This window comes from Planktothrix sp. FACHB-1365, from assembly GCF_014697575.1.
In the GTDB taxonomy this organism is placed as follows: Bacteria; Cyanobacteriota; Cyanobacteriia; order Cyanobacteriales; family Microcoleaceae; genus Planktothrix.
The window spans coordinates 71,382-86,521 of the sequence record NZ_JACJSC010000005.1; the positions used below are offsets into that span (position 1 = coordinate 71,382).

The window sequence follows — 15,140 nt, forward strand, 5'->3', positions numbered from 1 at the left end:
CAAGACTATATCATAATCTTTTCATATTTTCCCCAATCCTGCAATAGACGAACAAGGAACACTGTTCGGGTTATCCCTCAACCGCTTGATTAAAACGTTCCATTTCCGGGGAAGAATCCCCATACACCCCTTCAATTTGTTGTTGACAACAATCAATGGCAAAATCGTTTAACTCTTCCGGTTCGATACCATATAATTCTTGAAAAACATCCGGTTGTACCCGACAAAATCGAGGGCGTTGATCATAGATTTTGCATTCTCTGGCTTCCGCATCAAAATGAATACACCATCCATCTTCCCCGACTAAACTTAAATACAGTTGTAAGTCCTCTGGGGTTAAATAGTCCTCTAACTCAGGACGTTCGCCAGGGTCGAGATGACAGCACGCCCCACATTGTTTTACACAAAGCCAATTTGTCATGATTCCGGTTTAGGTTCAGAAGCAGAATTAGAGTCCGTCGGTTTTTGGGCGGCGGCTTTTAAATCTGGGTTGGGAGGATGGGGACGAACTAAAGCCGCAGGGGTGGTTTCCTCAGATTCAGTGGCTTCGGCGGACGTTTCAGGTTCCGACTCTATAATAATTTCCTCAACGGTTTCTGAGTCTGCGACATCGACAACCACAGATTCCTGGGTGTCTTCAATAATAAGATTCACCTGTTCTGCGGTAATCTCAACTATAACTTCCACCTGGGGTGTAGTAATTTGTTCAAAGGGTGAAGGAGTCGGTTTTTCAACGGTTTCCGTCGCTTCTGGTTCTGTTGGGGGTTCAGGTTGAGTCTCAACAACTTCTGCAACATTAGGGGTTGAAGAAACCGTTGTTTCTATATCCTCAAATTCTGCAAATTCTGAGGCTACAGAATCAGCCTGACTCGATGGAGTTGATTCTACAACTGTTGAAGTCGCGGGAACAGAATCCGGTTTAGGAGATTTAGCTGTAGTGGTCGGTTTCGGGGTTTTAGTTTTGGTTTTTTTATTGAATAATCCTGTTAAGTTACCAACCCAACCCGATACCATTCCAGCAAGTTCTGGGATGGATTTCTGGGGTTTAGCAACGGTTTTTGATGGCGTTTTTCCTGAAGAAATCGGGGTTTTTTCTTTTGCTTTCTGAGGTGTTTCTACAGGGGAGATAGTCGGTTCAACACTGGGGGTGACTGGGATTTCCTCAACAGTAACTTCTGGTTCGGGAGTGACAGAAGAAATCAGAGGTTCTTCTACAACGATATCATCCTGAACTGCTGCGACATCAGGAGCCGTTGCCATGATTTCCGGTTCGGGCTTGGGTTCCCCTAGGGTTTCTACAGGGGGTTCAGGAGTAACAGGATTAATTGTAGAGACAGATTGAGGAGGAGTAGGAATATTGACCGGGGGTGTAGATTGAGGTGAAATCACCGGAGGTTGAGGACGTAAAAAGCTGTTGACTCGTTCTTTAACATCCGCCGGAATCGGGGTTTGTTGGGCCACAGGGGTTCCGGCTCGGCGTAGTACCAGCGCTTCCCATCCAAACCAAACTAATAATGATACACTCGCCACTTGGCCTAAAAGCACGGCCCCTGTAATTCGTCCAGCACAGGCCCAGAGCACCAGTGCATAAAACAATCCGACTCCACTCCAGACAAAATCACTTTTGCGGTGAACTTCTGGAAAGAAGAAGGCCGCCATATAAAGGGCAAAACTTCCTAAACCCACTGCGATCGCTAGGATATACGCCAGCATTTTTCCCTCCCACTCTATCAAAGAACCTGTTATGGAGTTATTTTACCGTTAACTGTTAACGGTTAACAGAATCTAGGGAAGGGTGTTGGCTGTTGGCAGTTACTGTCACTGTCCATCGTTAGTGAAAACCTGTTGTGATTGAAATCACAAATTTATGTGAATTATATCATGAATACAGATTGTACGGAATCATACAGACAGGATGTGTTGTCTTATTACTATAGATATAGATAGAAAATAGGGTGCGATCAGAAAGTGATTTAGGGGGAGGTAATCATGTTAGAAAAATTATTGTTAGCCGCTTTTGTTACATTGGCTCTTCATTTACAGTTTGGCGTCAACTGGTTAAGCTCTAAACCAGCATCCACAACAGGTGTCGCACTGCAAATGGATATGGGAAGAATTGTTCTGTCCCAAAAAATTATTAAGTAGAGTCTGTTGGCTGAAACTTTAGCTCCAGATCAAAAGATGCCTCTCTTACTCAATTGAGGTGCCCTAAAAACTAAGCGAATTTGCATGAGTTTTTTCTCATCAACCCTTCATCGCTTGTTCACCTTCAGGGGTTACTATCATCAATAGAGTTCGTGATTGTTGCATCTATCTTTACTATTACTGGAGTTTTAGTTCACCATGTTTTCCTCCGATTGGAAAGCTCATCGGAATCCATCTCCTACTCCAGATAATCCTAAACTCGTTCGATTATCCAGTGATGTTGAATGGATTCAATTAATTGAAAATGCAATATCAGATAATCGTTGTGCTTTATATCTTCAGGATGTTATTTCTTTAGCAGAACCTGATTCTCGACGATATTATGAAGTTTCTGTACGATTATTTGATCCCAATGGTCGGATGATTCCTCCCTCGGTTTTTCTTCCGGTGGCGGAACGATATTATTTACTGCCTGATCTGGATCGTTGGTTAGTTGAGAACCTTCTGGAATCCTTAGCTAAAATTGAGGCTGACTTACTCAATAACAGTTCTTTTGCGATTAATTTATCGCGACACAGTATTAATAAAGTTGATTTTGTTAGTAGAATTCATCAACAATTAAAACAATTAGATATTTCTCCTGAAGTCATTTGTTTTGAAATCAATGAAACAGTAGCTTTATCTAATTTAGAAATTGCTTCTGATTTAATTACCTATCTTCAAAGTTTAGGATATTACTTTACTTTGGATGATTTTGGTCGAGGATTATCTTCCTTATCCTATCTCAAACATCTCCCTGTAGATTATATCAAAATTCCGGGTATTTTTATTCGGAATATGCTGAATGATTTAACAGATAGAAGCATTGTTGAAATGATCCATTATTTAGCCCAAAAAATGGGATTAAAAACTATTGCTGAAGATGTAGAAACTGAAGCGATTTTTCAAAGCGTTAAAGCCCTCGGTATTAACTACGCTCAAGGTTACTATCTCAGCCGTCCCCAACCTTTTGATAAGGTTTTACGTCCAGAGTAAAGAATAGAAAATCATGCGGATGTGTCTTAGAGTTCTAGCTTCTTGAAACCCCTCGTAATGTTAACCCATCATCTTTGATTCTCTATTCTACACTTCACTGGGAATTGAGATTAATCTTGATATAGCTGATAAAGTTTAGTGAGTTCCTGTTTAAATCGTTGGCGCACCGCATCCGGTGCCACAATTTCACAATCTGGGCCATAGCGAAACACCTCCCGAATTAACCAGAAGGAATTTACAACCCGACGCCCTACCTGTTTAACGCCATTAACGATTTTCTCATTGAGGTCATCTAATTTCGGTTCATAAGCATTGGCTAACCAGTTTTTAAAGTGTAAGTACACTTTTATAGAATCCAGAGAATCACGCCACTGTCCTTCAATGGGTAATATTCCATTAATTCGGTCTAATCTTAGACATCGGTTATGGCGTAATTCTGGCAAATCATCACTATCTTCAGTTTCATCACACCAAATTTGTAAGTAATAGCGTTTCTCATAAAAGCAGATTTCAGCATAACGGGCGGTGTACTCCATTTGCTGTTTTTGAGAGTTGGTATAAACAACGTGAAACGGCTGTTTTCGGGCAATTTGCTGATCAACTAAAATCCGCCATGCTTGAGTGGGTTGGCTGACTTTTTGGAGGAGAGACTGACGCAAAGGAGCTTGTAAGTTGCCTCGGTTGACCAATAGGGACAACAGGATCTGAGCTTCCTCTACAGAACCCGAATCTATTAACACTTCCGTTGCTTTTTTTAAGGCTGTGACCTGATTCGCATCGAGGGTAAAGGGTTGTCCGACTTCGAGTTGGGAAAGGGCGATCGCACCTATTAACCCCGATGCACTGGGTTTATCGCCCCATTTGATATCGAGGCGTTGGGCGATGTCTTCGAGCTTTTCTTTCGTTCCAGGGGGGACGGACAGGGTTAGGGTTTCTTTTTTTCTGGGCATTTTCAAAAATAATTACAAAATGTACTTGCAATTTATAGATGAGTGTGTGATAGTAGTAGATGTCAATACAATTTATCGTAAAGCCGGAAAGTTTAATTGTGGATACCTACTCTATCACACTCAAGCCTGTTTATTCCTGTCCAAGCTCTGAACCGTTGGAGGGGGTGACGTTACCGCCCGGTTGGACGTTAGCTTGGCATCAAGGGGAAACCTTCAAAGCGTTGAGTGATCCGAATATTGATGTAGTTTTCAATACAGCGATGACGGGAGATGGCAAAACATTGGCGGCTTGTTTAGATGTACTTCTTGGTAACGGTTCAGCAATGGTGCAGTATCCAACGAATGAACTGGCTCGTGATCAAGAAATACAAATTCAAAGCTATGTTGAAAAATTTAATCCCTTTCCTCAACCTCGCATTGGTCGTTTAAGTAGTGCAGAGTTAGAACTTTATGCTGAGAATGAAGGTTTGAGAAAAAGTGCTGTCCTCGAAACACATACGAGTCAACGAGACATTTTACTCAGTAATCCAGATATTCTTCACTACTTACATCGGGGTGCTTATTTAATGCCAAAGGATAGTCCTGATAAGCTATGGGGAAGAATTGATGAAGACTTTGATCGATTCATCTTTGATGAATTTCATGTCTTTAATGCTCCTCAAATTGCCAGTGTGATCAATACCTTATTATTAATTCGTTACACGAAGCGACAAAAAAAGTTTTTATTTCTTTCAGCAACCCCCAATCAAGAATTACTCACACGCCTTAATAAAGTTGGGTTTCGGTGTGTAGAAATTAATCCGATTGATCAGAATAAATATGTTTTTCCAAGTACCATTAAAGAATGTCAGGAACTTGAGGGACAAAAATGGCGTAAAGTATCCAGAGAAATTAAACTGAATTTTATTTCATTAGAACCTTCAACAAAAGCTTCTGAAAACTGGCTAAAAGAAAATAGACAACTAATTTTAGATTACTTTCAAAATAATCCAGGTAGTAAAGGAGCAATTATTCTCAACTCTATTGCTGCTGTCAAGCGATTAACTCCCATTTTTGCAGAATTTCTTAAACCCTATGGATTAACAGTTGGCGAAAATACAGGTTTATCAGGAAAGGGACAAAAAGAGCGATCGCTTTCAACTGATTTAGTTTTAGGAACTAGCACAATTGATGTCGGTGTTGACTTTAAAATTAACTTTCTTATTTTTGAATCATCCGATACCGGAACCTTTATTCAACGGTTAGGACGGTTAGGGCGACATGATGATTATGAAAAGGATGGCAAAAAAATTACTTTTACTAACTTCACTGCTTATGCTCTAACTCCTAATTTTCTAGTCGGTAGTTTATTTTTAGAACAATCAGCGCCTTTAGAAACAGGTGGAATTTATGATCGAAAGTATTTCAACGAGATTTTGAAAGATAAATATTATAAAATTAATGATTTTCGTCAATATTATTCTCGTTGGGGTGCGGTTCAATCTGTCATCCTATGCGGAAAAAATGGATTAGGTAATGATTACATTAAGAGAAGTTATGCAGGAAGTCAAGAAGCCTTTAAAACAGCTTGTGAAGAAGTTTTTGAGACAAAATTCGGTAGAGTTGCGGGTTGTTTAAGACGATGGCGAAGTGAGTGGCAACAATTTTCTGGTCGAGATGGAAATCCTATTGCAGATGAAGCGGCTAGTTTTCGAGGATCAAGTCCACTTCTGTGTGGGATTTATGATTTGACTGAAACTAATGAAATTGATCGGTTTAAAACCTATGATTTACCTGGAATTATCAGCAATTTAGAAATTGAAGTAATCTCTAAAGAAGCCTTTTTGCGATCGCTTCACCAAACCGCAGAACGCCGTAAGCAACCGATACCTAAAAGCCGATTTGAATACTGTTTGGCTTTTATGAAATTGCATAGTTACCGAGAAGAACGTTTAAATTGGCGATTAACTTACCCAGGAGATTTACAACCGATTGCAGACGCTTGGAAAGTTCAAGTTTTATTAGGAATTCAAGTATGGCAACCTCAAAACCGTTGGATTAGCGAAATCAATAAAAGACTGAGAACAAAACCCTTAGTAAGTTATGTTTTACCTATTCCAATGATTGAAGTTCGTAAACGTTTACGTCTCCCTATGCACTTTCAAATTTATGAATTAGACGAAGCAGGCCAACATGATCGCAATGCCATCTATTCTGTTGCTTTTGGTCAGTCTGCATTATTGTTAGAAACCCTTGCCTATCGGTTCAAAAGTGATGGAGGTGAATTATGGATTTGTTAGCGTTTCGATCCCTGATAGGGATTATAGATATGGTGACAGAGTACAAGCTTACGCCAGTAAGAACAGACGTAATTTTTTCAATCCCTGAAAGGGATTGCACCCACCATGCCAATAAATTGTGGGAGTCTCTGCCTACTAACCAATATATCACAGGAGACTTGCAGATGGTTAATTAAGTCTGAACTTGTAGAAATTTTTTGCGATACCTCCCATCCCAAAAATAACTGTGTTAGGTTGAAATTGCTTAGTTTAATTTTAAAGGAGAGTGAAATCATGTCTAAAAAGACCATAAAACATTGTGTTCTGGAAATTCTCTCGGACTACAAACCTCATCATGCAAAGGAATTTTTGAGTGTTACTCACCGATTTAGTGCCACCATTGAGCGACTTCGCCACCAAGAAGGATACAACATCGTTACTTTGTATCGTGAAGGGCGTAATCGACCTGCTTGGTATCAGTTAATCAAAGATTGATGTCTCAATGTAGGGTGGCTGTGGTGAGTATTTCTCACTACAGGTCTTCCTATCAATTTAGGGAAGCTGATCAACAGTTAGCTTACGGCATTAAGTACAGGCTTAAGTAGTCTTAACCCCCAAATTTAAAATTAAGTGTTTTTAAAATGGTTGGTTCAGTCTCATTCATCATCCTAATTTAAGGCACTGAGTTTGTAGAAAAGCTTCCCTTTCTTTGTAATCCATGTAGTTAGAGGTTTAATAAAAATGCCTAAAAGATCTAAAAAAACAAACGAAAACCAATTAAATTTATTTAGCCAGCCCATCCTAGATCAGCAATTTAATAGTGAGGATGAAGAATGGTCGCCAGATGATGATTATGGAGAAGGACTTGAACAAAAAAGTCGTCCTATTGAAACACAACCTCCTGAATTAATTCCCCTTAAAATCTTGAAAGACGCAATTAAAGCTCAAAATCCTGATGATGTCGTTATGCAGGACTTGAGTGAGTATGTATTATCAAACTTATTGCGAGTTGGTATAGGAGTAACTGCAAAAGGCGGAAAATTTTTTGACAAGATTGATGAAAAACGAGAAGAGACGGGGGAACCTCCAGTTCGGCGAGATAATGCTGGAGATCAATCTCTTAACACTCATTTACTGAATGGATTATTCCCAGCTAATTTAATTGAGCAACGTTTAGAACAACTGGATACAACAGTACAGCGTGTTGTCAAAGAACAAGAGCGGAGACTGGCGATCGCTGGATTTATTCTACATGATTTCGAGAAATTTGATTATCAACGATTTCCCAATATGCCTGAACAGTATAAGGCAGTACCAAAAGATCAGATTCGCAAGTTATCTTTAGAGGAACATCGAGAAATCATTGATATTCTTATTAAAGAATTAAATCTTGACCGATTTCTATACCCTAATCAGCCAGAGGAATATCAAAAACATATAGATGATTTACTCTATATTGCTTATAATGCTCAAAAACGTAATGATACAAACTTAAATACTTCAGAATTTGGGTTAAACAAACTCACACTCAAAGGCAAGCAACCTAAAACTTTAGTTGACCTTGCCTATTTGGCAGATTCTCTAGCTTCTGTGATTAAACATCCACAGGATATAGATGTTCCCAAGCTACAAGATTTAATTCACTCTTTAAGTGATGGGCAACTAAAATTTACTTATCACAGCATTGCAGAAAATCGAGGGGTGCTGACGAATGTTATTAACAATGCCTTAATGGATGAGCATACAGGACTCAACCGTAAAGATTGTCAATATTTTCCCCCGTTTTGCCATTACTATGAACCCTTGCTGTATCTCCCTACAGGAATCATTTATCTTCAACATAAAAATGCACCTCCAATTTCAACAGAAAACCTGCCAGAAAAAGTAATTGATAAGATCAAAAATCTTTGTATAGAGGAATTAAAACAACAACAAAAAGGTTTTGTACGAGAAGGTAAAGGGATGAAATATGCTGAATATTATGAGCTATTTTTTGATGATATTGCTTTGATTAAAGTCGCTCTTGATGCCACTCGTAATACTGTCAAGAGCAGTAAAGCTCAAGATCGCAGCCAAAGCCTTCAAGAATTTCAAAAAAAAGGAGGTTTATCGGCTCAATACAATTTTGAATTTTCTAGTGATGTTCGGATTGATCAATTAGCAGAATTTGGGGATTTAGTTACTCGAAAAATTTGGTCTGATAGAGTTGCGAAAATTATTGATGAGAATAAGAAAAACAAGAGCAACAAGGCAGGAGGAACTGTTCAACTGCCTGATGATCTGAATTCGAGTGAACAATTAGTTTATAAAATTATCGAATTTTGGAATTTAGGTGAATATTTACCTGCCGTTAAAGAAATTCAGAATATTAATGGAAAACTGAAGGAACTAAAACTTAAAGGTAATACAGGCGGTCTTCCTTTAGAATGGTATTATTTAGCAGCTAAGTATATTGAGCATCATCCTAGTTTAGAAGATATTCAAACCACAGGAGAAGATTTAATTACTTACCTTGCTGAACTTCTAAATCCTATTTTACAACAAAATAAATCAGCGAATGATGGATGGGAAGATCTGCGCTTATGGCTCAAACAAGTGGTGATGTTACCTACTGGCAATAAGACTGAAGCTGATCAGTTTCTAAAAGAACTAAAATACTATCAATCAGCAAAACAACCTGGACGGGGTAAGCAGCTAATTTGTTCAATTTCTCATTCCGCTTACACTGTGAAAGAACAAATGGAATCGGCTGTTTTATTTACACCCCAAGTTTATACAAATAAACAAATGCTGCGGGGTACTAATGCCAAACGAAATATCTCTAGTATTGCTCAAATTGAGTTGATGTTGCGTCAAATTTTAATGAGTAAGACCCAAGCAGTCGGAAAAAGCTTTGAAGATGGAAAATATCGGTACTTGTACTTTTATCCAACCTATTATTTTACTCCTGAAACGAATTGTTTTTTAGCAAAAGCTTATGATCAAATTGTTCAAACTCGCTTTGATACAGGGATACGAAATCACTTCATCAGTCAAGATTTGCAAGCCGATTTTTCTTTAGAACGTTATCAAAGTGTAGATTTGTTCAAACTATCTGAAGGTAAAAAATCAACAACAGATGAAAAAACAGAAACCAAGAAAAGCTTAATTTTCAAGCTCAACTATCCAGAAGAACAACCCTTAACATTTTATTTCATGGCATTGCCACCCGAAAAACGAGGCAAAACTGAACCGACGGATACAGAATCTTGGGTGATGCCAACTTGGTTAGGATTTGCATTCCCTATGATTTTAGATGTCAAAACCGTTGTTTCAGAATCTCCTATTCCACCGTTTACGGATGGGACAGAATTTGAACAAACAGTATTTTTAGATAGTGCGCCTCAAGCCTTCCGAGTTTTAACTCAAGAAGAACGTTTTCGTCTCGATTATATTCTGGAAGGATGGGAGAAAAAGCAATCTAAATATCCTGCACCTTTAAAAGTTTTAACGGCTGCTTATGCAATTAATTTGGATGTTAATGCTCGACAAACAAAAAAAGGCTATAACCCCAACTGGGGAAAATTATCGGAACTGGCACGAGATTTTGAAACGAGCCCTCTTTATGTTTTTAGTTATCTAAAAAATTGGGTACGTTCTCAAAATCTAGAAACTCCTAGCAAGGCTAAAATTCGACTCTATGCCTATCAATTCTATCCTTGCTTTGACCCTCATGTTGAATACAACTTTGAATTAGAGGATTGGACTATGACTGAACAATCAAAACTGCACCACCCTAAAAAATTAACAGAGTTATATCGCAAATTCTATCGAGCGAAATCTACTAAAGGCAAACCCACAAAAGCAAATGCTATTTTGAAACCGATTGATGAGGCGGCTGATGTTATTTTGAAAGCTGAATTAAGTTGGTGTCAAGGTGAAGCAATGGTTGATGCTGTTGCTGCACGACTGTTTAGTTTAATGAATCGAGTTCACAGTTCCACCGCAGAAGGACGATGGGTTTTCAAAAATAGTGAACGAGATCAGGAAAGAGAGACAATTTTAGATTTTGCTCGATATTTTGTTCTGGAAGTTTTTGAAGGAACATTTAAAGGCGATCGCGCTCGTTTAGCAGGTCGTCAACTCAACTTAATTCGGGATACTTGCGAATTTATATATCGCCTAGAAGATGATAAAGAATACCGAGCAAGGAAACCATCTGATGATGATTCAAAAGGAGGTGATTCGCAAGAAGAAGAATAATTTTTGTTAGATTTGCTAGATTCTGTTCATTCAACCACAATTACTGGAGATTTACGATGACTTTTCTGAAAACAGTTAACTCTAAAAAGCTCTTTCAAGCTGAAATTCCCTACAAACCAATGGGGAAATATGTACATTTTATCACAGTCCGTGTTACCGAATCTTATCCCCTTTTCCAAACCGATCAAGAACTAAATAAAGCTAAAGTTCGAGCAGGTTTAAAACGGGAAAATCGCGCTCCCATTAGTCGCTTAACCATGTTTAAACGGAAACAGTCAACCCCTGAACGTTTAGTTGGTCGAGAACTGTTGCGAAATTATGGTTTAATGACGGCTGAAGAATGCGAATACAATGTCAGATTTGCAATGGATAATCCTGATTGTATTATCTATGGATTTGCTATTGGTGATTCGGGTTCAGAAAAGTCAAAAGTCGTTGTTGATACTGCTTTCTCTATCACCCATTTTGACGATTCCCATGAATCTTTTACACTCAATGCTCCTTATGAAAATGGAACAATGGCTGCAAAAGGCGAAAAAAAAGAACTGGGACAAGGAAAAAATAGTCCAGGCAAATTAGATGGAGAACTTGGAAGTACAACATCTCGAATTAATCAGCAAGATCATATACGTCCCCAAGTTTTCTTTCCGAGTATTATTACTCTTAAAGATCCAACAGAAGCAAGCTTTTTGTATGTTTTTAATAACATCTTGCGTACCAGTCGCTACGGCGCACAAACAACTCGCACAGGTAAAATGCGAAATGAATTAATAGGAGTCGTTTTTGCAGATGGAGAAATTACCAGTAATCTTCGCTGGACTCAGGCAATTTATGATCAATTTTCAACAGAAACCCTTCAATCTCTTGAGCCTTTAGATGAGGATGATGTTATGGAATATGCTGAAGTAGCTATCAAGAGTTTATTACAGGATGAACCTATTGTTCATACTGATTTTATTGGTAACGAGTTTCAGACCTTACTTCAGGAAGTCAAAGCTCTGACAAGTCAGGAAGAATCTCTTAAAGCAATTCTACAAAAAGCAGATGCAGAAGCTAAACAATATGCTTCTGATCATATTAAAGGCAAGAAAAAAGCTGAAGTGTAACGGAGTCCAACTAATGACAATAATCTATCGTTGCACAATAGAACTGCATGATAGCCTTTATTTTGCTACCCGTGAAATTGGGCGACTCTATGAAACGGAACCCATTCTGCATAATTATGCCCTTTGTTATGCGTTGGGTTTAATTGATAACCCTTCCTATCAAACAACGGTTGCTGAGGAAGATTCCTATCGTTATTTCTGTCCTGAACAAGTGCCTAAATATGAGCAACATTTAACGCCTTTGAATCAACAGGGAATTTATGTGACTCCAGCCCGAACAGTTAACTATACGGCAGTTCTCAACACTTGGAAATATGCCAATAATAACTATCATGTTGAGATGGAGAAAACCCAGAAGAATATTCCCAGTTTTGGCAGAACAAAAGAAATTGCTCCCGAAAGCAAGTTTGAGTTTTTTATCATTACTGAAAACTCTTTAAAACTGCCAAAATGGATTCGTTTAGGAAAATGGGCAAGTAAGGCAGAGTTAACGATAGAAGAATTACCACAACCTAAACGGCATCCAGAGAATGAATTTATTTTTCCCTATCCTTTGAATCCTCTGGATGTGATGTTTACCCATCAAGTTTTGAGTTACGACACGATTAATATGCCTCCGGTTAGTTTAATTCGTAATGTCAGAATGCGAGGTGAATATTACAGCGTTCAAATAGGGAAAGAAACCTTAAAAATTCCTGCTCAAATGCAATACCGTTTTCATTAATCTGTCAGGTGGGTAAGGAAATTAATCTATCGGTATTAACCGTTGTTTTTCATCCTCTCACCCACCCAGCACATTATTAAGATTTAATTATGCCACATAGTCTTGTTCTCAATTTGTTGCCACTTTCTACCATTCCTCCTAACTTTTTAACGGGACGACATCTTCATGCGTTATTTCTAACATTAGTCAGTTCTGTTGATGCAGAATTAGGGAATTATTTACATGAACAAAAAACTGATAAAGCATTTACCTTAAGTCCGTTACAAATCAGTAAAACAATTCATCAGAATGTTCTACAATGGCAACATAAGAAACCGATTTCAAGTGAAACCCCTTGCTGGTTAAGAATTTCTTTATTGGATGATAATTTGTTTAGTCATTTGAGTGGTTTATGGTTAAATCTTAATCCTAAAACACCTTGGCATTTAGGCCCTGCTGATTTACAAATTACCAGCATTTTAGGAACACCTCAATCAACTCAACCTTGGGCTAATTTTTCATCCTATGGTCAATTGTATGAACAAGCATCTGATGAAAACCGACAAATAGAATTGATTTTCTGTACGCCAACCGCCTTTCGTCAAAGCAATTTTGATTCGGCTTTACCGACGCGCGAGTGTGTGTTTGGGTCGTTATTAAGGCGTTGGAATCAATATGGTGGGATTCCATTTGAAGAGACTCTAATCGAACCAATTTTTCCGAGTTTCTTCAATATTAGAACGGAGATTTTAGCGGATTCTCGGAGTAAATTTATTGGCTGTGTGGGAGTGATGAATTTTAGAATTTTGGGAGATGTAGATCCAATGATTATTAAACAAATTAATACCTTAGCGGATTTTGCTCTGTATAGCGGTGTGGGACGGAAAACACCGATGGGAATGGGAATGGTGAAGAGGGTTTTTAATAGCTGACGGTTGCATGAATTGTCTATTTTCTGCTAAATAAGGTTAGGTTAATTATGGAAACCATTGATTATATTGCGATTTCGTCTTTGAATCATTTTGCCTATTGTCCCCATCGCTGTTGGCGAATGTTTTGTGCAGGGGAATTTGTTGATAATCAGTATACCATAGAAGGAACGAGTTTGCACGATCGCGTTCATAGTTTTGGAGAACAAAATCGTGAGGAAATTTGGCAAGTTCGGGCGGTTTGGTTGAAATCTGAACGTTATAAATTAATTGGAAAATCGGATTTAATTGAATCACAGTCAGGAGAATTTTACCCTGTAGAATATAAACGGGGACGGAAAGGGGAATGGGATAATGATGAAATGCAGGTCGTGGCGCAAGCGTTATGTTTAGAAGAAATGACGGGTAAAATAGTAACGAAGGGTTATATTTATTATGCTCAATCTCATCAACGTCAACCTGTGGATATTTCCCCAATATTACGAGAACAAGCGATTAATATTATTGATCAAGTTTTCGATCTTTTACAAACGGGTCATCAACCTTTAGCAAGTTATCAAAAACGCTGTCAAGGTTGCAGTTTGTATGAATCTTGTTTACCGAAAATTGCTGCAAAAGTTAGTCGGTATCAAGAGGTGATTGTTTAAGGTAAATATTGTAGTGCGAGCGTCCTCGCTCGCTAGTATTTACTTTATAGATCATAGACAGTAATTCTGTTGCGTGCGCTTCGCTTACACAACCTACTATTTTTTTGAGGTTAATACAATGGGAACGGTTTATGTTACGGTTAATGATTCGTTTATTGGTAAAACGGATGAACGGTTAACGGTAAAGGCGGATAAGAAAAATGTTCTGGATATACCGTTAATTAAGGTGGATGGTATTGTAATTCTAGGACGTTCAACGGTGTCTCCTGCGGTGGTTCAGGAACTTTTAGAACGACATATCCCGTTAACTTTTTTAACAAATACGGGGCGTTATTTAGGACGATTAGAACCGGAAATGACCAAGAATATTTTTGTCAGAAAAGCGCAATGGGAAGCAGCCGGAGAGTCGGAAAAAGCGTTACATTTAGTCCGGGGGTTTGTGCGCGGAAAATTGAAGAATTATCGGATGATTTTATTGCGACAAGGACGTAAATATTCTGAACTGGATTTAGAGGCTGCTTTGACTCGCTTGGATAATGCGATCGCTCCTATTTCTAATACGAATAATATTAACTCTTTAAGGGGTTTAGAAGGGGCGGGAAGTGCGGCTTATTTTGGAGCATTTGATCAGTTAATTCGGGGAGATGGATTTAGTTTTCAATATCGCAACCGTCGCCCTCCAACAGATCCCGTTAATTCTTTACTCAGTTTTGGTTATTCTTTATTGTGTCATGATGTGCAAAGTGCGGTTAATTTAGTCGGGTTTGATCCCTATTTGGGTTATCTTCATGTTCAACATTATGGTCGTCCGAGTTTGGCTTTGGATTTAATGGAGGAGTTTCGACCGTTAATTGTGGATTCGATGGTATTAAGTGCGATTAATTTAAAGCAGTTGACTCCTGATGATTTTACAACAGAACCGATTAGCAATGCGGTTTTAATGTCTCCTGAAGGACGGCGAACGTTTTTGAAATTGTATGAACAGAAAAAACAATCTAAATTCAAGCATCCGGTGTTGGGTCAACAATGTACTTATCAAGAGGCGTTTGAAATTCAAGCTCGTTTGTTAGGGAAATATTTGATGGGTGACATTGAAAAATATCCGCCTTTGGTGTTAAAATAATT

The 15,140-nt window shown here is 38.4% G+C and carries 13 protein-coding genes; 10 read left to right on the forward strand and 3 right to left on the reverse strand.

The annotated features are described in order from the left end of the window. Positions 1 to 70: 70 nt before the first annotated feature. Together H6G57_RS08920 and H6G57_RS08925 are read right to left on the reverse strand one after the other, a co-directional pair. Complete coding sequence (locus H6G57_RS08920; RefSeq protein ID WP_190517783.1) at positions 71 to 421, reverse strand: YkgJ family cysteine cluster protein; 351 nt, start codon at positions 419 to 421, stop codon at positions 71 to 73. Continuing rightward, on the reverse strand, positions 418 to 1,713 hold the full coding sequence (locus tag H6G57_RS08925) for a Ycf66 family protein (RefSeq protein ID WP_190517785.1): 1,296 nt from the start codon (positions 1,711 to 1,713) through the stop codon (positions 418 to 420). Before H6G57_RS08925 ends, H6G57_RS08920 begins: the two co-directional genes overlap by 4 nt. Positions 1,714 to 1,989: 276 nt before the next feature. Here H6G57_RS08925 and H6G57_RS08930 point away from each other — a divergent pair, with 276 nt between their 5' ends. Both H6G57_RS08930 and H6G57_RS08935 read left to right on the forward strand, forming a co-directional pair. Beyond that, complete coding sequence (locus tag H6G57_RS08930; protein ID WP_190517786.1) at positions 1,990 to 2,145, forward strand: hypothetical protein; 156 nt, start codon at positions 1,990 to 1,992, stop codon at positions 2,143 to 2,145. A gap of 198 nt (positions 2,146 to 2,343) precedes the next feature. Further along, positions 2,344 to 3,180: an EAL domain-containing protein gene (locus tag H6G57_RS08935; RefSeq protein ID WP_190517788.1), complete on the forward strand. Its 837-nt coding sequence runs from the start codon at positions 2,344 to 2,346 to the stop codon at positions 3,178 to 3,180. A 110-nt stretch (positions 3,181 to 3,290) separates the two neighbouring features. Here H6G57_RS08935 and H6G57_RS08940 read toward each other — a convergent pair whose 3' ends face one another. After that, positions 3,291 to 4,130 carry a YafY family protein gene (locus H6G57_RS08940; RefSeq protein WP_190517790.1) on the reverse strand — a complete coding sequence of 280 codons (840 nt, stop codon included), beginning with the start codon at positions 4,128 to 4,130 and terminating at the stop codon, positions 3,291 to 3,293. Between the two features lie 59 nt (positions 4,131 to 4,189). On the opposite strand from H6G57_RS08940, the gene cas3 reads away from it, so the two are divergent. The 8 genes from cas3 (at position 4,190) to cas1d (ending at position 15,138) form a co-directional block, all read left to right on the forward strand. Then, the gene (gene cas3 / locus H6G57_RS08945) at positions 4,190 to 6,409 is read left to right on the forward strand and encodes a type I-D CRISPR-associated helicase Cas3' (RefSeq protein ID WP_199314131.1); all 2,220 of its coding nucleotides are present in this window, start codon (positions 4,190 to 4,192) and stop codon (positions 6,407 to 6,409) included. Positions 6,410 to 6,682: 273 nt separating this feature from the next. Beyond that, positions 6,683 to 6,883, forward strand: coding sequence for a hypothetical protein (locus H6G57_RS08950; protein WP_190517791.1), 201 nt, complete (start codon positions 6,683 to 6,685; stop codon positions 6,881 to 6,883). Between the two features lie 246 nt (positions 6,884 to 7,129). Then, positions 7,130 to 10,630 carry a type I-D CRISPR-associated protein Cas10d/Csc3 gene (cas10d, locus tag H6G57_RS08955; RefSeq protein ID WP_190517793.1) on the forward strand — a complete coding sequence of 1,167 codons (3,501 nt, stop codon included), beginning with the start codon at positions 7,130 to 7,132 and terminating at the stop codon, positions 10,628 to 10,630. A 56-nt stretch (positions 10,631 to 10,686) separates the two neighbouring features. Then, positions 10,687 to 11,736: a type I-D CRISPR-associated protein Cas7/Csc2 gene (cas7d, locus tag H6G57_RS08960; RefSeq protein WP_190517794.1), complete on the forward strand. Its 1,050-nt coding sequence runs from the start codon at positions 10,687 to 10,689 to the stop codon at positions 11,734 to 11,736. 13 nt (positions 11,737 to 11,749) lie between these two features. After that, positions 11,750 to 12,460 carry a type I-D CRISPR-associated protein Cas5/Csc1 gene (gene cas5d / locus H6G57_RS08965; protein WP_190517796.1) on the forward strand — a complete coding sequence of 237 codons (711 nt, stop codon included), beginning with the start codon at positions 11,750 to 11,752 and terminating at the stop codon, positions 12,458 to 12,460. A gap of 89 nt (positions 12,461 to 12,549) precedes the next feature. Further along, on the forward strand, positions 12,550 to 13,371 hold the full coding sequence (cas6, locus tag H6G57_RS08970; protein ID WP_190517797.1) for a CRISPR-associated endoribonuclease Cas6: 822 nt from the start codon (positions 12,550 to 12,552) through the stop codon (positions 13,369 to 13,371). Between the two features lie 47 nt (positions 13,372 to 13,418). Then, a complete protein-coding gene (cas4, locus tag H6G57_RS08975) occupies positions 13,419 to 14,015 on the forward strand; it encodes a CRISPR-associated protein Cas4 (protein ID WP_190517800.1) in 597 nt (198 codons plus the stop codon). A gap of 118 nt (positions 14,016 to 14,133) precedes the next feature. Then, on the forward strand, positions 14,134 to 15,138 hold the full coding sequence (gene cas1d / locus H6G57_RS08980; protein WP_190517802.1) for a type I-D CRISPR-associated endonuclease Cas1d: 1,005 nt from the start codon (positions 14,134 to 14,136) through the stop codon (positions 15,136 to 15,138). Positions 15,139 to 15,140 lie beyond the last annotated feature (2 nt).